At 64.5% G+C, this 20,247-nt stretch carries 20 protein-coding genes; 2 read left to right on the top strand and 18 right to left on the bottom strand.

Annotated features, from left to right (window positions below):
- Nucleotides 1-6: 6 nt before the first annotated feature.
- Nucleotides 7-339: an RnfH family protein gene (locus tag AB4Y36_RS11430; protein WP_342945826.1), complete on the bottom strand. Its 333-nt coding sequence runs from the start codon at nt 337-339 to the stop codon at nt 7-9.
- On the bottom strand, nt 336-773 hold the full coding sequence (locus tag AB4Y36_RS11425; RefSeq protein WP_042265786.1) for a type II toxin-antitoxin system RatA family toxin: 438 nt from the start codon (nt 771-773) through the stop codon (nt 336-338). Before AB4Y36_RS11425 ends, AB4Y36_RS11430 begins: the two co-directional genes overlap by 4 nt.
- Nucleotides 774-875: 102 nt before the next feature.
- Between AB4Y36_RS11425 and smpB the strand changes: the two genes are divergently transcribed.
- Nucleotides 876-1,322: an SsrA-binding protein SmpB gene (gene smpB, locus AB4Y36_RS11420; RefSeq protein ID WP_368617633.1), complete on the top strand. Its 447-nt coding sequence runs from the start codon at nt 876-878 to the stop codon at nt 1,320-1,322.
- Between the two features lie 70 nt (nt 1,323-1,392).
- Here the strand turns inward: smpB and AB4Y36_RS11415 are convergent, their stop codons facing one another.
- The 3 genes from AB4Y36_RS11415 to ppsA form a co-directional block, all read right to left on the bottom strand.
- Nucleotides 1,393-2,352, bottom strand: coding sequence for an SPFH domain-containing protein (locus tag AB4Y36_RS11415; RefSeq protein ID WP_069265629.1), 960 nt, complete (start codon nt 2,350-2,352; stop codon nt 1,393-1,395).
- Nucleotides 2,353-2,407: 55 nt separating this feature from the next.
- Nucleotides 2,408-2,893 (bottom strand): NfeD family protein, encoded by a 486-nt coding sequence (locus AB4Y36_RS11410; RefSeq protein ID WP_141710708.1) that lies wholly within the window; start codon nt 2,891-2,893, stop codon nt 2,408-2,410.
- 147 nt (nt 2,894-3,040) lie between these two features.
- The gene (gene ppsA / locus AB4Y36_RS11405; RefSeq protein ID WP_069265628.1) at nt 3,041-5,440 is read right to left on the bottom strand and encodes a phosphoenolpyruvate synthase; all 2,400 of its coding nucleotides are present in this window, start codon (nt 5,438-5,440) and stop codon (nt 3,041-3,043) included.
- A 399-nt stretch (nt 5,441-5,839) separates the two neighbouring features.
- Here ppsA and AB4Y36_RS11400 point away from each other — a divergent pair, with 399 nt between their 5' ends.
- Nucleotides 5,840-6,655, top strand: a complete 816-nt coding sequence (locus AB4Y36_RS11400; RefSeq protein ID WP_028204047.1) for a pyruvate, water dikinase regulatory protein — start codon at nt 5,840-5,842, stop codon at nt 6,653-6,655.
- A gap of 67 nt (nt 6,656-6,722) precedes the next feature.
- Here the strand turns inward: AB4Y36_RS11400 and AB4Y36_RS11395 are convergent, their stop codons facing one another.
- The 13 genes from AB4Y36_RS11395 to frr all read right to left on the bottom strand — a co-directional run bounded on the left by AB4Y36_RS11395 (nt 6,723) and on the right by frr (nt 20,176).
- Nucleotides 6,723-7,508, bottom strand: coding sequence for a TrmH family RNA methyltransferase (locus tag AB4Y36_RS11395; RefSeq protein WP_368683003.1), 786 nt, complete (start codon nt 7,506-7,508; stop codon nt 6,723-6,725).
- A gap of 103 nt (nt 7,509-7,611) precedes the next feature.
- The gene (gene rnhB / locus AB4Y36_RS11390; RefSeq protein ID WP_368605421.1) at nt 7,612-8,400 is read right to left on the bottom strand and encodes a ribonuclease HII; all 789 of its coding nucleotides are present in this window, start codon (nt 8,398-8,400) and stop codon (nt 7,612-7,614) included.
- The gene (gene lpxB, locus AB4Y36_RS11385) at nt 8,397-9,566 is read right to left on the bottom strand and encodes a lipid-A-disaccharide synthase (protein ID WP_069265626.1); all 1,170 of its coding nucleotides are present in this window, start codon (nt 9,564-9,566) and stop codon (nt 8,397-8,399) included. Before lpxB ends, rnhB begins: the two co-directional genes overlap by 4 nt.
- Before the next feature lie 3 nt (nt 9,567-9,569).
- On the bottom strand, nt 9,570-10,358 hold the full coding sequence (gene lpxA / locus AB4Y36_RS11380) for an acyl-ACP--UDP-N-acetylglucosamine O-acyltransferase (protein ID WP_342921362.1): 789 nt from the start codon (nt 10,356-10,358) through the stop codon (nt 9,570-9,572).
- Between the two features lie 78 nt (nt 10,359-10,436).
- Nucleotides 10,437-10,901, bottom strand: a complete 465-nt coding sequence (fabZ, locus tag AB4Y36_RS11375; protein WP_028204052.1) for a 3-hydroxyacyl-ACP dehydratase FabZ — start codon at nt 10,899-10,901, stop codon at nt 10,437-10,439.
- A gap of 240 nt (nt 10,902-11,141) precedes the next feature.
- Complete coding sequence (gene lpxD / locus AB4Y36_RS11370) at nt 11,142-12,215, bottom strand: UDP-3-O-(3-hydroxymyristoyl)glucosamine N-acyltransferase (RefSeq protein ID WP_069265624.1); 1,074 nt, start codon at nt 12,213-12,215, stop codon at nt 11,142-11,144.
- A 37-nt stretch (nt 12,216-12,252) separates the two neighbouring features.
- Nucleotides 12,253-12,801, bottom strand: coding sequence for an OmpH family outer membrane protein (locus tag AB4Y36_RS11365; RefSeq protein ID WP_141710716.1), 549 nt, complete (start codon nt 12,799-12,801; stop codon nt 12,253-12,255).
- Nucleotides 12,802-12,872: 71 nt separating this feature from the next.
- Nucleotides 12,873-15,179 carry an outer membrane protein assembly factor BamA gene (bamA, locus tag AB4Y36_RS11360; protein ID WP_342945832.1) on the bottom strand — a complete coding sequence of 769 codons (2,307 nt, stop codon included), beginning with the start codon at nt 15,177-15,179 and terminating at the stop codon, nt 12,873-12,875.
- Nucleotides 15,180-15,247: 68 nt separating this feature from the next.
- Nucleotides 15,248-16,636, bottom strand: a complete 1,389-nt coding sequence (gene rseP / locus AB4Y36_RS11355; RefSeq protein WP_368683002.1) for an RIP metalloprotease RseP — start codon at nt 16,634-16,636, stop codon at nt 15,248-15,250.
- Nucleotides 16,637-16,745: 109 nt separating this feature from the next.
- Entirely contained in the window at nt 16,746-17,927 is a 1,182-nt protein-coding gene (locus tag AB4Y36_RS11350; RefSeq protein WP_042265799.1) for a 1-deoxy-D-xylulose-5-phosphate reductoisomerase, read from the bottom strand.
- 37 nt (nt 17,928-17,964) lie between these two features.
- Complete coding sequence (locus AB4Y36_RS11345) at nt 17,965-18,774, bottom strand: phosphatidate cytidylyltransferase (protein ID WP_069265620.1); 810 nt, start codon at nt 18,772-18,774, stop codon at nt 17,965-17,967.
- On the bottom strand, nt 18,768-19,544 hold the full coding sequence (locus tag AB4Y36_RS11340) for an isoprenyl transferase (protein ID WP_069265619.1): 777 nt from the start codon (nt 19,542-19,544) through the stop codon (nt 18,768-18,770). Before AB4Y36_RS11340 ends, AB4Y36_RS11345 begins: the two co-directional genes overlap by 7 nt.
- Before the next feature lie 71 nt (nt 19,545-19,615).
- Nucleotides 19,616-20,176 carry a ribosome recycling factor gene (gene frr, locus AB4Y36_RS11335; RefSeq protein ID WP_069265618.1) on the bottom strand — a complete coding sequence of 187 codons (561 nt, stop codon included), beginning with the start codon at nt 20,174-20,176 and terminating at the stop codon, nt 19,616-19,618.
- Between the last annotated feature and the right edge of the window lie 71 nt (nt 20,177-20,247).

Genomic DNA, 20,247 nt, shown 5'->3' with positions numbered 1-20,247 from the left:
GAACCTCTAGCGCGAGTCCTTGGGCAGCCACTTGCGCCCTTCGATCGAGCCTTCCTTGCGGGTCTTGTCGACGCGACGCTGGCGCGCCATCTTGGGGTCGACGATCAGCGGCCGATAGATCTCCACACGGTCGTGGTCCGCGAGCACGGTGTCGAGCGGCTTGAGCTTGCCGTACACGCCCACCTTGAGCTTCGCCAGATCGATCTCGGGATGGCGCGCGAGAATGCCGCTTGCTTCGATGGCCTGCTGGACGGTCGCGCCCGTCGGCAACTCGATGCTGATGAGCGTCTGCGTGTCCGGCAGCGCGTAGCAGACGTCGATGGAAAGATTCGCGCTCATGGCTTGCCGTAGCGCTGGTCGGCGCGCTTCACGAAGGAGTCGACGAAGGTGTTCGCGATGTGATGGAACACTGGCCCGATGAGCTTCTCGAGAATGATGTTTGAAAACTCGTAATGCAGCGCAAACTCGATCTTGCAGGCGTCGGCGCGCAGCGGCGTGAAACGCCAGTAGCCCGTGAACTTGCGGAACGGGCCATCGGCGAATTCCATGTCGATGCGCTCGGGCCGCTTTTGCGAGTTGCGCGTGGCGAAGTGTTGCTTGATGCCCTTGAAGTTGATGTCGATCTTCGCCTCCATGCCGCTCTCGTCCTGACGGCGAATCTCGACGCCGCCGCACCACGGCAGGAAGTTGGGGTAGTCGGCGACGTCGGTGACGAGGTCGAACATTTGTTCCGCCGAATGGCGAATCAACACGGTTTTCTGGACATCCGCCATAAATTGCGCAATGCGTGGCTAGGGTGAAAGCGCCACGGGCTTTCGGGAGCCCGCTTTGCTAAAATCGTAATTTTAAACGAGTTGGGCCAATCCCATTTTCCTATGAGCATCATCGACAACAGAAAAGCGTTCTTCGATTACTTCATCGAAGAGCGCCACGAGGCCGGGCTCGTGCTGGAAGGATGGGAAGTCAAGGCCATGCGCGCCGGGCGAGCCAACATCAAGGAAAGCTACGTCGTGATCAAGGACGGCGAGCTCTACCTGATCGGCACGCACATCAGCCCGCTGCCCGAGGCCTCGACGCACATCCAGCCGGACCCCACGCGCACCCGCAAGCTGCTGCTCCATCGCGAGGAAATCGACAAGCTGATCGGCAAAGTCGAGCAGCGCGGCTTCACGCTCGTGCCGCTGAACTTTCACTACAAGGGCGGCCGCGTGAAGTGCGAGATCGGCCTCGCCAAGGGCAAGAAGCTGCACGACAAGCGCGAAACCGAGAAGAAACGCGATTGGGAGCGCGAAAAGGCGCGCCTGATGCGCTCGGCCACCTGATTCTTCCGGAAGTTCTGATGGACAACGGGCCGCTCATGCGGCCCGTTGTCATTTGCAGCGGCCTGAGCGCTTATGCGCCCTTCGCCGCCCCGGCCCCGCTGATCTGCCCCTCGCGCAGGCCTGCCCGGTTCACGATCGTCAGCGCTGAAGCGATCATCGAGCTCAAGTCGCCCATGTTGCCCGGCACGATCAGCGTATTGCCCTGCTTCGCCAGATTGGCGAAAGCATTCACGTACTGTTCGGCCACCTTGAGGTTGACGGCGTCCATCCCGCCCTGCGCCTGGATCGAGTTGCCGATCTTCTGGATGGCCTGCGCGTTGGCCTCGGCCACTGCGAGAATGGCGGCCGCCTGACCCTGCGCCTGGTTGATCGCCGCCTGACGCTCGCCTTCCGACTTCTGGATCGCTGCCTCGCGCGCGCCGGCTGCCAGGTTGATCTGCTCCTGCTTGCGGCCTTCCGAGGCCGCGATGAGCGCGCGCTTTTCGCGCTCGGCGGTGATCTGCGCCTGCATGGCGTGCAGGATTTCCTTCGGCGGCGTGAGATCCTTGATTTCGTAACGCAGCACCTTCACGCCCCAGTTCGATGCGGCTTCATCGAGCGCCGACACGACGCTATGGTTGATGAAGTCGCGTTCCTCGAAGGTCTTGTCGAGTTCAAGCTTGCCGATCACCGAGCGCAGCGTGGTCTGCGAAAGCTGCGTAATCGCGAACACGAAATTGCTCGAGCCGTACGACGCCTTCATCGGATCGGTCACCTGGAAGTACAGCACGCCATCCACCTGAAGCTGCGTGTTGTCTCGCGTGATGCAGACCTGGCTCGGCACGTCGAGCGGAATCTCCTTGAGCACGTGCTTGTACGCCACGCGATCCACGAACGGCAGCACGATCGTCAGCCCCGGCGTAAGCGTGGCGTGGTAGCGCCCAAGCCGTTCGAGCACCCAGGCATGCTGTTGCGGCACGATCTTGATAGTCTGCGCGATCAGCACGACGACGATCACGAGCAGAATCAGGCCGACGACTGGGACTTGCATACGGGACCTCCGTTCGCTTCTGTGTGGTGTGTTGGTGTGAGGTGAATTCGGCCGGTCACGCGTGGCGCGCGTCGTCGCGAGCGGCGCCGGGCGCATTGGCATCGCGCCGTTCGCGCTTCGCCGCCACGACGAGGCAACTGCCGCGCACTGCCTTGATTTCATAGAGCGGCGCGTCTTCGGGCTCGCCGGGCGCGAGTTCGACGTCCCATTCGGCGCCGCGATACATCGTGCGCGCGCGGCCGTCGCGCCATGCGGCGACAGCAAGCGTCGCGCCAATATCGAGGTTCACGCCCGGATCCGTCGAGGCGTCGGTCATGCGCCGGCGGCGGCCAAAACGCGAGCGCCGCAGCGTGACCACGGCCGCGAGCCCGACCGCTGCCGCGACGAGCAGCTGCCCGTCGAGCGGCCAGCCAAGCTCATAGCTGAGCGCGCCGGCGAGAAAGCCGAGCGCGATCATCAACAAGTAGAAGGTGCCGGTCATCAGTTCGGCGACGATGAGCACGCCAGCGGCAATCCACCAGAACAAACCATGCGGACCCACGACGACCTCCCAAAGTAAAACACCCCGGATAGACCGGGGTGTTATAGCACGAAGCTGACACTTTTTTCCGCAGCGTGCAGTGACGCAGGGGAAGCTGCATCAAGCTCCGTATGTGCCGAGGAGTGACGCCCTCGGCACCGCGCTTACTTACTTCGACTGCGACTTCGCCAGCTGCTGCCACGTCTCGACAACCGAGTCCGGGTTCAGCGAGATCGAAGCGATGCCCTCTTCCGCGAGCCACTGGGCGAAGTCCGGATGGTCGGACGGGCCCTGACCGCAGATGCCGACGTACTTGTTCAGACGGCGGCAGGTTTCGATCGCACGCTTGAGCATGAACTTCACGGCCGGATCGCGCTCGTCGAAGTCGACGGCCAGCAGTTCCATGCCCGAGTCCCGGTCGAGGCCGAGCGTGAGCTGCGTAAGGTCGTTCGAGCCGATCGAGAAGCCGTCGAAGTACTGCAGGAACTCTTCGGCGAGAATCGCGTTCGACGGCACTTCGCACATCATGATCAGCTTGAGGTCGTTCACGCCGCGCTTGAGGCCGAACTTCTCGAGCAGACCGACCACGCGCTCCGCCTGCTTGAGCGTGCGCACGAACGGCACCATGATCTCGACGTTCGCGAGACCCATTTCTTCACGCACGCGCTTGAGCGCCAGGCACTCCATTTCGAACGCCTGCGCGAAGTCCTCGGCGATGTAACGCGACGCGCCGCGGAAACCCAGCATCGGGTTTTCTTCGTCCGGCTCGTAGCGCGAACCGCCGATCAGCTTCTTGTACTCGTTCGACTTGAAGTCCGACAGACGCACGATCACGGGCTTCGGATAGAACGCCGCCGCGATCGTGGCGATGCCTTCCGTGAGCTTGTCGACGTAGAACGCGCGCGGCGAGGCGTGGCCGCGTGCCACGCTTTCCACGGCCTTCTTCAGGTCCGCGTCGACATTCGGGTACTCGAGAATCGCCTTCGGGTGCACGCCGATGTTGTTGTTGATGATGAACTCGAGACGCGCGAGGCCAACACCCGCGTTCGGCAGCTGCGAGAAGTCGAACGCGAGCTGCGGGTTGCCGACGTTCATCATGATCTTGACCGGAATGGCCGGCAGATCGCCACGCTGGACTTCGCTGACTTCGGTTTCCAGCAAACCGTCGTAGATGCGGCCTTCGTCGCCTTCCGCGCACGAAACCGTCACGAGCGCGCCGTCCTTCAGCACGTCGGTCGCGTCGCCGCAGCCCACCACGGCCGGCACGCCCAGCTCGCGCGCGATGATCGCCGCGTGGCAGGTACGGCCGCCACGGTTCGTGACGATCGCCGAAGCGCGCTTCATCACTGGCTCCCAGTTCGGGTCGGTCATGTCGGCGACGAGCACGTCGCCCGGCTGCACGCGTTCCATTTCGGACGGGTCGTGAATCACCTTCACGCGGCCCGCGCCGATCTTCTGGCCGATCGCGCGGCCCGTTGCGAGCACCTGCGACTGGCCCTTGAGCTTGAAGCGCTGCTCGACCTTGCCGGCGGCCTGGCTCTTCACGGTCTCCGGACGCGCCTGGAGAATGAAGATCTTGCCGTCGAGGCCGTCCTTGCCCCACTCGATGTCCATCGGACGCTGGTAGTGCTTCTCGATGATGACGGCGTACTTCGCCAGCTCGATCACGTCTTCGTCGGTGATCGAGAAGCGGTTGCGCTGTTCGTGCGAGACGTCGACCGTCTTCACGCGACCCGGCTCGCCCGGCTGCGTGAATTCCATCTTGATGAGCTTCGAGCCGATCGAGCGGCGGATGATCGGAGCCTTGCCCTGCGCGAGCGTGGTCTTGAAGACGTAGAACTCGTCCGGATTCACGGCGCCCTGCACGACCGTTTCACCGAGGCCGTAGCTCGACGTGATGAAGACCGCGTCCTTGAAGCCCGATTCCGTGTCCAGCGTGAACATCACGCCTGCGGCGCCGCGGTCCGAGCGGACCATGCGCTGCACGCCAGCCGACAGCGCGACTTCGGCGTGGGTGAAGCCCTTGTGGACGCGATAGGAAATGGCGCGGTCGTTGTAGAGCGACGCGAACACGTGCTTGAGGCGATCGAGCACGTCTTCGATGCCGACCACGTTGAGGTAGCTTTCCTGCTGACCGGCAAACGATGCGTCGGGCAGGTCTTCCGCCGTTGCCGACGAACGTACGGCGAACGAGAGCTCGGACGGCGAACCGTTTTGCAGCGTCTCGAAACCGGCGCGGATGTCCGCTTCGAGTTTCGGCTGCAGCGGCGCGTCGATGATCCACTGACGGATCTCCTTGCCAGCTTCGGCCAGCGCCTTCACGTCGTCGACGTCGAACGTCTCCAGACGAGCCGCGATCCGTTCGGTCAGGTTGTTATGTTTCAGGAAGTCGCGGAAGGCGAGCGCCGTCGTCGCGAAACCCGTGGGCACTCGCACGCCTGCCTCAGCCAACTGGCTGATCATTTCGCCGAGCGAGGCGTTCTTGCCGCCCACGATCTCGACATCGGTCATCCGCAACTGCTCGAAAGGCACTACATACGCCTGATCCTTGGCAACGGTGTTAGTCATACAAGCCCCTAAGTGTGAAAAAAATTCACGATTGCGCAAGTGGGCTCGAACGCGGTCCGCCCATTGGGGGCGGATTCACGTCTTGCGCAACCTGTTGGAGAAGCAATCGCTCAAGAGCCGAGCGAATTTCCATTCAATGGAAAAGCACGAAGATGCGGGCGATTACATAAAGTTAGACGGAATCGCTGCAAATTGACACCAGAATGCACCGCGATAGGCGGCGGTTTGGCGCGGTTGCACTGCAATTGCTTATCCAACAGGTTGCCGCTATTCTACCGTGCCGACTCTCGAATTTGTGCCAGTCGGCGAGAATTGCCCCTCGGTCCCGCCGGACGGGGCTTTCCGGGCGCCCAAGCCTGTCCCGAGCGGCCCTGCAGCTCACGTACCCAGCCTCAACCGATGCCGCCTACCGTATTCATCGTCTCCGACGGTACCGGGATCACTGCCGAAACTTTCGCGCATTCGATCCTGTCGCAGTTCGACCAGAAATTCCGCCTCGTGCGCGTGCCCTTCGTCGATTCGTCCGAAAAGGCCTACTCGACCGCCGAGAAGATCAACGAAGCCGCCGTGCAGGAAGGCCGCCGTCCGATCGTGTTCACGACGCTCGTGGACAGCAACTCGAACGAGATCGTCAAGCGCGCGAATGCGCTCGTGATGGACATGTTCCAGACCTTCGTGGAACCGCTCGAGCAGGAGCTGGAGCTCAAGTCGAGCCACGCCATGGGCCGCGGCCACCAGAACGCCGACACCGACGAATACAAGAACCGTATCGAGGCGATCAACTTCTCCCTCGCGCACGACGACGGGCAGTCCGACCGCAATCTCGCCGACGCCGACGTCATCCTCGTGGGCGTGTCGCGCAGCGGCAAGACGCCGACGAGCCTGTATCTCGCGATGCAGTACGGTGTGAAGGCCGCGAACTACCCGCTCATCCCCGACGATTTCGAGCGCGGCAAGCTGCCGAATGCGCTGCTTTCGCATCGAACGAAGATTTTCGGCCTCTCGATCGATCCGCAGCGCCTGACCGAGATCCGCAACGAGCGGCGCCCGGGCAGCAAGTACGCCGCGCTGGAAAATTGCCGCTACGAGGTCAACGAAGCCGAGGCGATGATGCGGCGCGAAGGCATCAAGTGGCTCTCGTCGACGCACAAGTCGATCGAGGAAATCGCCACCACGATCCTGCAGGAAATCCGCATCGACAAGCCGTCGTATTGAAACGCCCGGCCAGAAACGAAAAGGCCCGCATCTGAGCGGGCTTTTTTATTGCTCTCCGGCGCGAGTGTCAACGTGCGTGACGCTGCTGCCGGCATTGCTCGAACACGCACACCGCCGCCGCCGCCGCGACGTTGAGCGACTCCATGCCGCCCGGCTGCGGAATCGTCACGCGCAGCGCGGCCGCGTCGCGCCAAACCTGCGAGACGCCCGCTCCTTCGTTGCCGAACACCCACGCGAGCTGGCCCGTGAGATCGGCTTCGTCGATCGCCTGCGCGCCATGCGAATCGGTGATGACGACCGGCACGCCGAGCATCTCGACGAGCGCTTCGGCCTCCACGTTCTCGAACACCTGTAAGAGGAAATGCGCGCCCATTGCCGAGCGCAGCACCTTCGACGACCACACATAGGCCGTACCCGGCGTGCAGAACACCGTGTCGATGCCGGCGGCCGCCGCGCTGCGCAGGATCGAGCCGACGTTGCCGGCGTCCTGCAATCCGTCGAGCACGAGGCAGGTCGATGCAACGCGTTCGGGCAACGGCGCTTCAGGCATATCGACGAGCAGTAGCAGCCCTACGCCGTGCACGACGTTCGAGAGCTGCCCGAAGAGCGCATCGGGCAGTGTGATGACGCGGCGCTCGTCGACGCGGGCAACGATCGCCTGCGCTTCTTCGTGCGCGAGCGCGCCTTCGGTCACGACGCAGTACTCGGGCTGTGTGCCGCCGTCGAGCCACGCGCTCGCGAGATGGAAGCCTTCGAGCAAGGCCTGATGGCTGCGCCGCTGTTGATGCGTCGAGCCGGCGAGCGCCTTCAGACGCTTGTAGAGCGGATTGTCGCGCGAGGTAATGGCTTTCACGGGCGGCTCAGGCGTGTCAAATGAGAATCGGGAGATAGAAAAACGGCTGCGCCGGCACCGTGCGAGACGGCGCCGGCTCGCGCGAGACGCCGTCAGCGGCGGCTCAAGGCAGCGGCGCGAAGGCGTCGTCTTCTTCGAGGCCGGCGGCGTCGCTGACCACGGTCGAAGCGTCGGGCAGGACGATGCCGTGCAGCACGTAGGCGTCGCGCACGGGCGCGAACGAGCGCCGGTGATGCTCGCACGGACCATGTACGCGCAACGCTTCGAGGTGCTGCGGCGTGCCGTAGCCCACATGGGCGTCGAAACCGTAATACGGATGGCGTTGGTGCAGATCGATCAGCATGCGGTCGCGCGTAACCTTGGCTACGATCGACGCCGCCGAAATGCTCGGCACGAGCGCGTCGCCGCCGATCACTGCCTCGCTGCGCACCGGCATCACCGGGCAGCGATTGCCGTCGATCTTCGCGAGCGTCGGCACGAGGCTCAAGCCCTCGACCGCGCGCCGCATCGCCAGCATCGTCGCGTGCAGGATGTTGAGCGTGTCGATTTCCTCGACGCTCGCCGATGCGACGCACCACGCGAGCGAGCGTTCGACGATGCGCTCGTAGAGCGTTTCCCGCGCCTGTGCCGTCAGCACCTTCGAATCGTTGAGCCCGCGAATCGGCCGGGCCGGATCGAGAATCACGGCCGCGGCAACCACGGGCCCGGCGAGCGGCCCGCGGCCGGCCTCGTCCACGCCGCAGATCACGTCGTCCGGCGATTCGAACAGCAGTCCGGCCTGGCGCGCCGCCTTGCGACGCGCGGCGAGCTTGAGCGCCGCCTGCGACGGCGGTTTTTTCTCCGCCGGCGCTGTCGTGCGCCTGGCCGTGCGCTTGATCGTGCCCTCGCTCATGCCCGCCCCTTTCGGCCTTCGACGATGCTCGCGACCACCTCGGCCGCGCGCTCCGCTGTGTTCTGGCGCAGGGTCAGATGCATCTGCGTGAACACCTCGGTCAGCGTGCGCCGGTTTGCCTCGTCCTGCAACTGCGTGAGCGTCGCGTCGGCAAGCGCCTCCGGCGTCGCGAAGTGCTGCAGGATTTCCGGCACGACGAAGCGCCCCGCGAGAATGTTCGGCAGACCCACGTACGGCAGGTAAGCCTGACGGCGCATGATCTGCCCCGTGAGCCAGGGCACCTTATAGGAGATGACCATCGGCTTCTTGAGCAGCGCCGCTTCGAGCGTGACCGTGCCGCTCTTCACGAGGATTGCGTCGGCGGCCGTCATGGCGAGTTGCGACTGGCCGTCGATGATCGTGAGCGCGAGACCCTGATGCGCGTTCGCGAGTTCCTGCAGCTGCGCGTGGATGGCCGGCGTTGCCGCCGGCATCACGAAACGCAGCGTCGGCTCGCGCCGCTGCATGATCTGCATCGCGTCGAAGAAGGTCGGCCCGATCAGGTTGATTTCCGAGCGGCGGCTGCCCGGCAGCACCGCGATCACCGGGCCGCTTTCCGGCAGGCCCAGCGTGCGGCGCGCACCGGGCATGTCCGGTTCGAGCGGAATCTCGTCGGCGAGCGGATGGCCCACGTACGATGCCGCCACCCCGGCCTTCTCGAGGAGCGCCGTTTCGAACGGAAACACGCAGAGCATGTGATCCACAGCCTTCTGGATCTTCTTGATGCGACCGCCGCGCCACGCCCAGATCGACGGGCAGACGAAGTGGATGGTCGGAATACCCGCGTCGCGCAGCGCGTGCTCGAGGCCGAAGTTGAAGTCAGGCGCGTCCACGCCGATGAAGGCGTCAGGCGGCTCGGCCAGCAGCTGATGCTTGAGCTCGTTGCGGATGCGCAGAATTTCGGGAATGTGCCGCAGCGCCTCGACGTAGCCGCGCACCGAAAGTTTTTCCATCGGCCAGTGCGCATCGAAGCCGGCGGCCATCATGCGCGGACCGCCGATTCCGTAGTACTGCGTAGTGTCGGGCAAGCGGGCTTTGAGACCTGCAAGCAGCGACGACGCAAGCAGGTCGCCGGACGGCTCGCCGGCGACCATTGCCAGGCGCAGCGGACGCGTTTGCAGCGCCATCGATCAGCGAATGATGCCGCGTTGCGACTGCTCGACGAAGTCGAGCAGCGCCTTCACGTGCACGTCGCCGTCGCCGCCCGCCTGCGCGAGGTCGGCGAGCTGCACCTTCGCCTCTTCGAGCGAGAGCCCGTTCTTGTAGAGCGTGCGATACGCCGAGCGCAGCGCGGAAATCGCGTCAGCCGAAAAGCCGCGACGGCGCAGACCTTCGACGTTGATGCCGTGCGGCACCGCCTTGTTGCCGGCGGCGATCACGAACGGCGGCACGTCCTGCACGAGCGCCGAGGCGCCGCCGACCATCGAATGCGCGCCGATGCGCACGAACTGGTGCACGCCGGTCATGCCGCCGACGATCGCGTGGTCTTCGACGAACACGTGGCCCGCGAGCTGCGCGTTGCTCGACATGATGACGTTGTTGCCCAGACGGCAGTCGTGGCCGACGTGAACGTAGGCCATGATCCAGTTGTCGTCGCCGATGATCGTGACGCCGGTGTCCTGCACCGTGCCCGTATGCAGCGTCGTGAACTCGCGGATGGTGTTGCGGCTGCCGATTACGAGCTTGGTGGGCTCGCCCTTGTACTTCATGTCCTGCGGACGGCCGCCGATCGACGCGTAGTGGCCGATCGTGTTGTCTTCGCCAATCGTCGTGTGGCCTTCCAGCACGCTATGCGAACCGACCTTCGTGCGTGCACCGATGGTGACGTTCGCACCGATGACCGCGAACGGTCCGATTTCGACCGATTCGTCGATCTGCGCGCCCGACTCGACGACCGCAGTGGGATGGATCCTGCTCATTCGTCCTCGCTCTCCGATTCTGTTTCCGTGCGCCGGCGCCTCGAGGTCAAGGCGCGCTGCGGCATGCGGCGGCGCTGCTTATTGCGCCGCGTCCATTTTCTTGACGGTGCACATGAGTTCCGCCTCGCAGGCCACGGAGCCTTCCACTTCGGCCACCGCCTTGAACTTCCAGATGCCGCGCATGTAGCGCTCGAACGTCACGTTGAGGATGAGCTGGTCGCCCGGCTCGACCACGCGCTTGAAGCGCGCGCCGTCGATGCCCACGAAGTAGTACAGCGTATTCTCGAAGTCCTGCTCTTCCTCCGAGAACGTGAGCAGCGCGGCGGTTTGCGCCAGCGCCTCGAGAATCATCACGCCGGGCATGACCGGACGCTGCGGGAAGTGTCCCGTGAAAAAGGGCTCGTTGACCGTCACGTTCTTCAACGCCTTGATGCTCTTGTGCGGCTCGAGCTCGATGACCCGGTCCACCATCAGGAACGGATAGCGGTGCGGCAGCAGCGTGAGAATCTTGTGGATGTCGAAGTTGAGTTTTTCGATGTTCATGGTGGTTCTGCTCACGCAGGAATTGCGCGTGTGACTTTCGATTTCGATATTCGAGGCGCCGGACCAAACACGCCCGCGCTGACGCGAAGTATGCGCCACGCCCGGGCTCCCGTGCATGCGTATTGCCCCGGGCGGAGGGCCCCCTGCGGGGAACCCCCAGGCGAGCAGCTTTGGCCGTCCGCGACGCAAAGCGGCGCGCCGCTCCCGCGACACGCCGCCCGCTACCTCGATACTGCTTTCTTATTCGCCCTGCGGCTTCTGGGCTACCGCCGCCTCGAGCGCCTTGATACGGTCGCGCAGCTTGTCGATGTTACGCAACAGCGCGGCGCTCTTGTTCCAGTCGGCATGATCGACCGCCGGGAAAGCGCTCGTGTAGATGCCAGCCTTCGGCAACGACTTCGAGACACCCGACTTCGCCGTGACGATCACGTAGTCGCCCAACGTGACGTGCCCCGCGATGCCCACCGCGCCGCCAATCATGCAATGACGCCCGATCGTCGTGCTGCCCGCAATGCCGGCGCAGCCCGCGATGACCGTGTACGCGCCGATCCGGCAGTTGTGGCCGATCTGCACGAGGTTATCGATCTTCACGCATTCTTCGATGATCGTATCGGCCATCGCGCCACGGTCGATCGTGGTGTTCGCGCCGATCTCGACGTCCGGCCCGATGGCCACGCCGCCCACCTGCGGAATCTTGACCCAGCTACCCGTGCGCGCGGCGCCCTCGCCCGTGAAATCGGGGGCGAAACCAAAGCCGTCCGAACCGATCACGGCGCCGGCATGCACGATGGCGCGCGGGCCAAGCTTGCAGCTGTGGTAGACGGTCACGCCCGGATACAGGTGCGAGCCCTCGTCGACCTGGGTGCCGCGGCCGATGAAGACGTTCGCGTCGAGCCGTACGTTTTCCCCGATCACGGCGCCCGCTTCGACCGTGACGTTCGGGCCAATCACCGCGCTCGCGGCAACCTGGGCCTTCGCGTCGACGTGGGCGCTGGCGTGGATGCCCGGCTGCGCCTTCGGCGCGGCGAGGTCGATATACGCCTGCGCGACACGCGCGAAGTAAGCATACGGATTCGGTGTGACGATGAAGTTGCGTCCTTCGCGCGATGCGAGCTTCTCGAGGTCGCCGGGGCTGATGAGCACCGCGCCCGCCCGGGTCGTCTCGACCTGCGCGAGATACTTCGGATTGGCGAGGAACGCGAGCTGTTGCGGACCAGCCTGGTCGAGCGGCGCCAGCGAACTGACGCGTTGCGTCGCATCGCCCACCACCTCGCCGCCGAACCGCCCGACGATGTCCTCAAGCGTAAATGCCATGCGCGTGCTGCTCCTGCCTTAGTTGCTTTTCGTTGCCTTAGTTGCTGCTGCTACCGCCCGCGCTATTCGCTGCGAGCGCCTTCAGCACCTGGTCGGTGATGTCGATGCGCGGGCTCACGTACACCGCTTCCTGCACGATCAGGTCGTAATGCTGCTGCTCGGCGATCTGCTTGATCACCTTGTTCGCGCGATCGAGCACCGCAGCCAGTTCCTCATTGCGGCGCTGGTTCAGGTCTTCGCGGAATTCGCGCTGCTTGCGCTGGAAGTCGCTGTCGAGCGCGGACAGGTCGCGCTGCTTCGACGCGCGATCGGTCGGCGCCATCGACGGGCCGTTCTTGTCGAGCGAATCCGACATCGATTTCAGGCGCTGCGCCATGTCCTGCAGATCCTTGTCGCGCTTGGCGAACTCGGCTTCGAGCTTGGTCTGCGCGGCCTTCGCGGGAGCGGATTCACGCAGGATGCGATCGGAGTTCACCGCCGCGATCCTGGCTTCCTGCGCCTGCGCCACGCCCATGCCAAAACCGAGGAGCGCCAGCGACACGGTCATCGCCCCGATCGTCCGTCTGGAAAACATACCCGTTAGCAAAGTCATCCTCTCGTTTCCTGGATTCCGGCGCTGTGCGCTGCGCGCGCAACCATCGCCGGGCAAAACATACGTCAGAACGCCGTCCCGATCTGGAACTGGAACTTCTGGTACTGGTCGCCCGTGTGCTTGGTCACCGGGAAGCCCAGGCTCAACTTCAGCGGGCCGATCGGCGAAATCCACGCGAGACCGAAACCGTAGCTGTAACGCAGGCCGTTGGCGCCAATGCTGTTGCCTTCCGTGCCCCAGACGTTACCACCATCGACGAACGTGAAGACGCGCAGCGTGCGGTCATAGCCCGTACCCGGCAGCGGGAAGGTCAGCTCGATGTTGCCGACCAGCATCTTCGAGCCGCCGATCGGGTCGTTCGTCGTCTTGTCGCGCGGACCCAGCGAGCTCGGCTCGTAGCCACGCACCGAACCGATACCACCGGCGTAGTAGTTCTTGAAGATCGGGTACGGCTTGCCGCTGAGGCCGTTACCGTAGCCGCCCTGGAAGTTCAGGCCCAGCACGAAGCCTCGCGCGAACGAGTAGTAGTACTGCGCCTGAATATCGGCCTTGTAGTACTGCGTACCGCCGACCGGCGTGCCGTATTCGGCGTTCGCCTGCGTGAAGTAGCCCTTGCTCGGCACGAGCGCGCTGTCACGCGCGTCGCGCGACCAGCCCACCGTGAGCGGCACGTTGTTCGACACGCGGCCAAACTGGTTCACGTAGTCGATATAGCTCTGCGGCGTGTTCGAGTCGATGTCGAGCGTGTCCTGCTCGAAGCCGGCGCCGAAGTAGACCGTGTCGACTTCCGAGAACGGGATGCCGAACTTGAGGTCGCCACCCATCGTGATGATGCGGAAGCTCGAATCGGTCGAGTAGTACAGCGGCTGGTACGTGCGGTAGTAGACGTCGGTAATGCGCTTGATGCCGTCCACCGTGAAGTACGGGTCCACCTGCGTGAGGGCCAGCGTGCGGTACGTCTTCGCGGTGTTCACGTTCAGCGAGAGCGAGGTGCCCGAACCGAATACGTTGTCCTGCGACACGCCCGCCGAGAGCACCACCTTGTCCGTGGACGAGAAGCCCGCACCCAGCGTGATCGCGCCGGTCGGCTTTTCAGCGACCTTCACGTTCACGTCCACCTGGTCGGCCGTGCCTTCCACGGGCACCGTGGTCACGTCGACGTCGGTGAAGTAGCCTAGACGGTTGATACGGTCCTTCGAGAGCGCGAGGCGGTTCGAATCGAACCACGAGCTTTCGAGCTGGCGCATTTCGCGGCGCACGACTTCGTCGCGTGTGCGCGTGTTGCCCACCACGTTGATGCGGCGCACGTACACGCGGCGGCTCGGATCGACCTGCAGCGTGAGGTTGACCGTGTGGTTCGCCTGATCGATCTGCGGCAGCGCATTGACGGTCGCGAACGCGTAACCGTATTCGCCGAGCTTGTCGACGATGGCCTTGGTCGTGGCCTGCAGCTTCTCAGCCGAGAAGGTGTCGCCCGGCTTGATCTTGATGAGCTTCTTGAGCTCGGCCTCACGGTCGAGCAGATTGCCCGACAGCTGGATGCCCGACACCTTGTACGGCTCACCTTCGTGAATGCCGATGGTGAGGTACATGTCCTTCTTGTCGGGCGAGATCGAGACCTGCGTCGAGTCGATGTTGAACTCGAGGTAGCCGTGGTTCAGGTAGTACGAGCGCACGTTCTCGAGGTCGCCCGTAAGCTTTTCCTTCGAGTACAGGTCGTTCTTCGTGTACCACGAGAACCAGTTCGGCGTGGACAGCTGCATCTCCGAGAGAAGCGTGCCGCTGCTGTACGTCTTGTTGCCGATGAAGTTGATCTGGCGGATCTTCGCGCTCGGACCTTCGACCACCGAAAACAGCAGACCGACGCGATTGCGGTCGATCGGTGTGACCGTGGTCGTGACCTCGGCGGCGTAGAAGCCGCGCGTGAGGTACTGGCGCTTGAGCTCCTGCTCGGCCTTGTCGACGAGTGCCTTGTCGTAGTAGCGGCCTTGCGAGAGACCCACGGCGCGCAGCGCCTTCGTGAGGTTGTCCTTGTCGAATTCCTTGATGCCCGCGAAGTCGATCGTGCCGATGGCCGGGCGCTCCTGCACCTGCACCACCACTACGCCGCCTTCGGTGGCGATCTTCACGTCGTTGAAGAAGCCCGTCGCATACAGTGCGCGGATGGCCTCGGACGCCTTGTCGTCGGTGAACGTGTCGCCCTGCTTGATCGGCAGGTAGGCGAACACCGTGCCCGGCTCGACGCGTTGCAGCCCTTCGATGCGGATGTCCTGAACCACGAAAGGCGTCGTTGCTGCGTGGGCAACGAGTCCATGTGCGGCGATCGCCGCGGCCGCAACCGTTTTTGGAACCAAGCGATGAGGTCTAAACAACGTGCTTCCCCAATTATGTATAGCTGCATCAGGTCAGGCGGCCCGCCCACGGACGCCGCCAGACATCTTTAAAAATGGATTAACCGAGCCAGATCGTTGAACAACGCGATCGCCGACAGTGCGACGATGCAGGCAAGTCCCGCGCGCTGCAGTACGAGCTGCCAGCGGTCCGAGACGGCTTTGCCCGTTACGGCTTCAACCGCATAATATAACAGATGCCCCCCGTCCAATACCGGAATTGGGAGCAGATTCAATACGCCGAGGCTGATGCTCACGAGTGCGAGGAACGACAGGAACGCCGAGGGACCGAGTCTCGCGCTCTTGCCGGCATAGTCGGCAATCGTCACCGGGCCCGACAGATTCTTCAGCGAGGCTTCGCCCGTGATCATGCGGCCGAACATCCTCAGCGAATACACGGCAATGTCCCACGTGCGATACGCACCGAGCCGCACGCTCTCGAGCGGCCCGTAACGCACGTCCACGGAAGGCGCCTGCGCCGAGAGCGCCGCGCCGATTCGGCCCACTTCCTCACCGGTCTGCGCGTCGCGCTGCAGGGCGGGAGTGACCGTGAGCATGAGCGTCTGCTGCGCGTGCTGGGAAGCGTCGCCGCGCGCGACCGTGAGCCGCACGGGCTTGCCCGCACGCGCCTTCACCCAGGCGATGAAAGTGCTTGCGCTGTCCACGGGCCGGCCATCGACGGCGCGCAGCTGATCGCCCGCCTGCAGCCCGGCATGTTGCGCCGCACTACCCGCCTCCACCGCCGCCACCTTGAGCGTGTTACTGCCCGCCTCGAGGCCGAGCTTCGCCATGAAGTCGTCGTCGAGATCCTTGCCGGTCAGTTGCGAGAGATCGAGCGGAAAATCGTAGGTGCCCTCGCCATCGCGCGCGGCAAGGACGACATGGCCCTGGTCGAACGCCGTGGCGAGCAGTTTCCAGCGCAGGTCCGACCACGATCGCACGGGCTCGGTGCGGCTGCCGTTTGCATCGCTCACCGAAAGAATCGTTTCGCCGCCCTGGAAGCCGGCACGCGCCGCTGCCGTTTGCGCGGGCGGCGCCGCGACAATCGCCTTCTGCTCGGTCACCCCGCTCGCGTAGACCACGGAAAAGAGCGCAATGGCCAGCACGAAATTGGCGATCGGCCCCGCCGCGACGATCGCAATGCGCTTGCCAACCGACTGGCGGTTGAATGCATGTGGCAAATCGCTTGCGGGAATCTGATCGGCCGATTCGCGCTCGTCGAGCATCTTCACGTAGCCGCCGAGCGGCAGCGCTGCGATGGTCCACTCGGTGCCGCTCTTTTTGCTGACCCACTGGACGAGCGGCCGGCCAAAGCCGATCGAGAAACGCAGGACCTTCACGCCGCACAGACGCGCGACGCTGTAGTGCCCGTATTCGTGCACGACGACCAGAACGCCGATCGCCACGACGAATGCGACCAGTTCGGTAAGCAGGTTCATGAGCGCCTCCTGGGCTGGAAGCAGCGCACCGGTGCGGGAGCGGCCCCGAGGTCAGGCTCGCGTGCCAGAGGGGCCGCCAGGGCCCTTCCGCAAGCCCCTCGCTGACCTGTCAGGCCGGCACCGGCAGGCTGTCGATGATGGTGTGAGCCGCGCGGCGAGCCGCCGCGTCGGCTTCGAGCACGACTTCGAGACTCGACGCATTGCGGTTCTCGAGCGCGTTCAGTACGGCATCCACCGTCTGGGCGATGGCCATGAAGCCGATGCGCCGGTTCAAAAATGCCTCCACTGCCACTTCGTTCGCGGCGTTCAGTGCCGCGCTCGCCACGCCGCCGGCGGCCAATGCCTGCATCGCGAGTGCGAGACACGGGAAGCGCGCGTAGTCGGGTTTTTCGAACGTGAGCGTCGCGATTTGCGCGAGATCCAGCTGCGCGACGCCGGAATCGACACGGTCCGGATACGCCAGCGCGTGCGCGATCGGCGTGCGCATGTCGGGGTTGCCTAGTTGCGCGAGCACCGAACCATCGGCGTACGAAACCATCGAGTGGATCACGCTCTGCGGGTGAATCAGCACGTCGATGCGCTCGCCCGGCAAGTCGAACAGGTAGTGCGCCTCGATCACTTCGAGGCCCTTGTTCATCATCGTGGCCGAATCGACGGAGATCTTGCGGCCCATCGACCAGTTCGGGTGCTTGCAGGCCTCGTCGGGCGTCACGTTCACGAGCGTCGAGGGCTCGCGGGTGCGGAACGGGCCGCCGGAGGCGGTCAGGATGATCTTCGTGACGCCGTCGCGCTCGGCGTTTTCGCGCGGGAAGCACTGGAACACGGCGTTGTGCTCGCTGTCGAGCGGCAGCAGAACGGCGCCGCTGTCGCACACGGCATCGATGAAGATGTCGCCCGACATCACGAGCGCTTCCTTGTTGGCGAGCAGGATCTGCTTGCCGGCCTTCGCCGCTGCGAGCGTGGGCGCGAGACCCGCCGCACCGACGATGGCCGCGACCACGGTGTCGCAGCCGTCGCTCTTCGAGACTTCGACGAGCGCCTGCGGCCCGTAGGTCACGACGGTCTTCGAGCCGGCCGCGCGCAGCTTGCGCTCGACCTGTGCGGCGGTGTCGGCGTCGCCGACCACGGCCACTTCGGGGGCGAAGCGCAGGCATTGTTCGACGAGCTTCTCGCCGTTGCGATGCGCAGTGAGCGCATAGACGGAGAAGCGTTGCGGATGACGCGCGACGACGTCGAGCGTGCTGTCTCCAATCGAGCCCGTGGAACCGAGCAGTGTGAGTCGTTTTTGCATATTCAAATCTCTAACCTGGCGTCCCGGCCAGACGCCTTTAGCCGAGCAGCAGCATGGCGAGCGGCAGCACGGGCAGCAGTGCGTCGATGCGGTCGAGGACTCCGCCGTGGCCCGGCAGAAGCCCGCTCGAATCCTTCACGCCGGCCTGGCGCTTCATCATCGACTCGAACAGATCGCCGATCACGCTGAACGCGACCAGCACGGTAAGTACGAAAAGCGCACGGCCGAGCCCGATCTGGGCGGCGAGCGCGGAATACAGCGTGGGTTCGAACGCGTGCAGCGCGATTGCCGCTCCGGACACCACCATCACGGCCGCCCAGCCGCCCACGGCGCCCTCCCAGGTCTTGCCGGGGCTGATCGCAGGCGCAAGCTTATGCCTTCCGAATGCCTTACCTGCAAAGTATGCGCCGATATCGGCCAGCCAGACCACGAGCAACAGGGACAGAACAAACGCCACGCCGGCCGTGCGCGCGGCCACCAGGGCGTGCCAGCAGGCCGCGAAAACGACGAGCCCGGCGGCCAGCAGGAAGGCGCGCCAGGCGCCGGCGGCGAGCACCGGCTTGCGCAGCAGCACGTAAGGGCCGGCAATGATCCAGAACACGCCCGCCGCCTGAAAGAGCGGCCGGGGCGCCGGCAGGCGCGTACTGAGCGCCACGGCGGCCGCCGCGATCACGGCGTAGACGATCGAGCCGGTCGCGCCCGCCTTCAGCAGACGCGCCCACTCCCATGCGGCGAAGACGACCACGACGCCGATCAGCGCGCCGAACGCCGCCACAGGCGCGAACAGCGTGATCGGCAGGAAGACTGCCAGCAGGACGAGCGCCGTAATGACGCGGGTCTTCAGCATGAAAGCGAATCGGCGTTCTGGGCGACGACCTGCGCGCTCGTGCGGCCGAAGCGGCGTTCGCGCTCCGCATACGAGGCAATGGCGCGGCTGAGCGCTTCGGCGTCGAAATCCGGCCAGAACGTATCGGTGAAATAGAACTCCGCGTAGGCGAGTTGCCAGAGCAGGAAGTTGCTCACCCGCTGCTCGCCGCCCGTGCGAATGAAGAGATCCGGTTCGGGCGCGTAGGCCATGGCCAGATGCTGGGACAGCGTGTCTTCGGTGACGGGAACCGGCTGGCCCGTGGCCGCGGCTTCCTCGACCAGCTTGCGCGTGGCCTGCAGGATATCCCAGCGGCCGCCGTAGTTCGCGGCGATCGTGAGGGTGAGACGGGTGTTGCGCGCGGTTTTGGTTTCCGCGCGGCGAATCAGGTCCTGGATGCGCTCATTGAACATCGACAGGTCGCCGACCACGCGCAGGCGGATGCCGTTCGCGTGCAGGCGCGCCACCTCGCGCTCGAGCGCAGTGACGAAGAGGCGCATGAGGAACGACACTTCGTCGGTCGGGCGGCGCCAGTTCTCGGAGCTGAACGCGAAGAGCGTCACGTATTCGACGCCGCGCTGCACGCACGATTCGACGACCGAGCGCACGGCGTCGACGCCGCGCGTGTGGCCCGCGACGCGCGGCAGGCGCCGCTGGGTTGCCCAACGGCCATTGCCGTCCATGATGATCGCGATGTGGCGCGGCACGGCCGCCACGTCGGGCACGCGAACGGTTGAGCTGGTATAGGTCATGGCCGTCGGACTGTAACTGCGATAAGAAAGGGAAACCGCCTGGAATCTGGCGAATCTGGAGGCCTGAGGCCTCAGACCGTCATGATCTCGGCTTCCTTCGTCTGGACGAGCTTTTCGATCTCGGTCACGAAGCGGTCGGTCAGCTTCTGGACTTCGTCGCCGCCGCGGCGCTCGTCGTCTTCGGAAATTTCCTTGTCCTTCACGAGCTTCTTGAGCTGCTCGTTGGCATCGCGACGCAGGTTGCGCACGGCGACCTTCGCCGTTTCACCTTCGTTCTTGACGACCTTCGTGAGCTCCTTGCGGCGTTCTTCGGTCAGCGCGGGCATCGGCACGCGGATCAGGTCGCCGTGCGTGGCCGGGTTCAGGCCGAGATCCGACTCGCGGATCGCCTTTTCGATGACCGGCACCATCTTCTTTTCCCACGCCTGCACGCCGATCGTGCGCGCGTCGACGAGCGTGAGGTTCGCGACCTGCGAGATGGGCACGGGCGAGCCGTAGTAGTCGACCTGGATGTGGTCGAGCAAACCGGTATGGGCGCGGCCCGTGCGGATTTTCGCCAGATCGCTCTTGAACGCTTCGATCGAGCGCTGCATTTTCTGCTCGGCGCCCTTCTTGATGTCAGCCACAGCCATTTTGATACCTCCGAACCTTCATAACGGAACGGGCCCGCCGGCGCGCTGATGGGCGGCGCGGCCCGTGTTCG

Source organism: Paraburkholderia sp. BR10936, from assembly GCF_040965735.1.
Taxonomy (GTDB): domain Bacteria; phylum Pseudomonadota; class Gammaproteobacteria; order Burkholderiales; family Burkholderiaceae; genus Paraburkholderia; species Paraburkholderia nodosa_A.
This window is presented reverse-complemented; position numbering and strand designations above follow the sequence as displayed.

Excerpts from the sequence above, each read along its gene's own strand:
- AB4Y36_RS11430 (WP_342945826.1), bottom strand. The coding sequence starts at position 339 with ATGAGCGCGAATCTTTCCATCGACGTCTGCTACGCGCTGCCGGACACG.
- AB4Y36_RS11425 (WP_042265786.1), bottom strand. The coding sequence starts at position 773 with ATGGCGGATGTCCAGAAAACCGTGTTGATTCGCCATTCGGCGGAACAA.
- smpB (WP_368617633.1), top strand. The coding sequence starts at position 876 with ATGAGCATCATCGACAACAGAAAAGCGTTCTTCGATTACTTCATCGAA.
- AB4Y36_RS11415 (WP_069265629.1), bottom strand. The coding sequence starts at position 2,352 with ATGCAAGTCCCAGTCGTCGGCCTGATTCTGCTCGTGATCGTCGTCGTG.
- ppsA (WP_069265628.1), bottom strand. The coding sequence starts at position 5,440 with ATGACTAACACCGTTGCCAAGGATCAGGCGTATGTAGTGCCTTTCGAG.
- AB4Y36_RS11400 (WP_028204047.1), top strand. The coding sequence starts at position 5,840 with ATGCCGCCTACCGTATTCATCGTCTCCGACGGTACCGGGATCACTGCC.
- rnhB (WP_368605421.1), bottom strand. The coding sequence starts at position 8,400 with ATGAGCGAGGGCACGATCAAGCGCACGGCCAGGCGCACGACAGCGCCG.
- lpxB (WP_069265626.1), bottom strand. The coding sequence starts at position 9,566 with ATGGCGCTGCAAACGCGTCCGCTGCGCCTGGCAATGGTCGCCGGCGAG.
- lpxA (WP_342921362.1), bottom strand. The coding sequence starts at position 10,358 with ATGAGCAGGATCCATCCCACTGCGGTCGTCGAGTCGGGCGCGCAGATC.
- fabZ (WP_028204052.1), bottom strand. The coding sequence starts at position 10,901 with ATGAACATCGAAAAACTCAACTTCGACATCCACAAGATTCTCACGCTG.
- lpxD (WP_069265624.1), bottom strand. The coding sequence starts at position 12,215 with ATGGCATTTACGCTTGAGGACATCGTCGGGCGGTTCGGCGGCGAGGTG.
- rseP (WP_368683002.1), bottom strand. The coding sequence starts at position 16,636 with ATGAACCTGCTTACCGAACTGGTCGCATTCGTCGTGGCGATCGGCGTT.
- AB4Y36_RS11350 (WP_042265799.1), bottom strand. The coding sequence starts at position 17,927 with ATGCAAAAACGACTCACACTGCTCGGTTCCACGGGCTCGATTGGAGAC.
- AB4Y36_RS11345 (WP_069265620.1), bottom strand. The coding sequence starts at position 18,774 with ATGCTGAAGACCCGCGTCATTACGGCGCTCGTCCTGCTGGCAGTCTTC.
- AB4Y36_RS11340 (WP_069265619.1), bottom strand. The coding sequence starts at position 19,544 with ATGACCTATACCAGCTCAACCGTTCGCGTGCCCGACGTGGCGGCCGTG.
- frr (WP_069265618.1), bottom strand. The coding sequence starts at position 20,176 with ATGGCTGTGGCTGACATCAAGAAGGGCGCCGAGCAGAAAATGCAGCGC.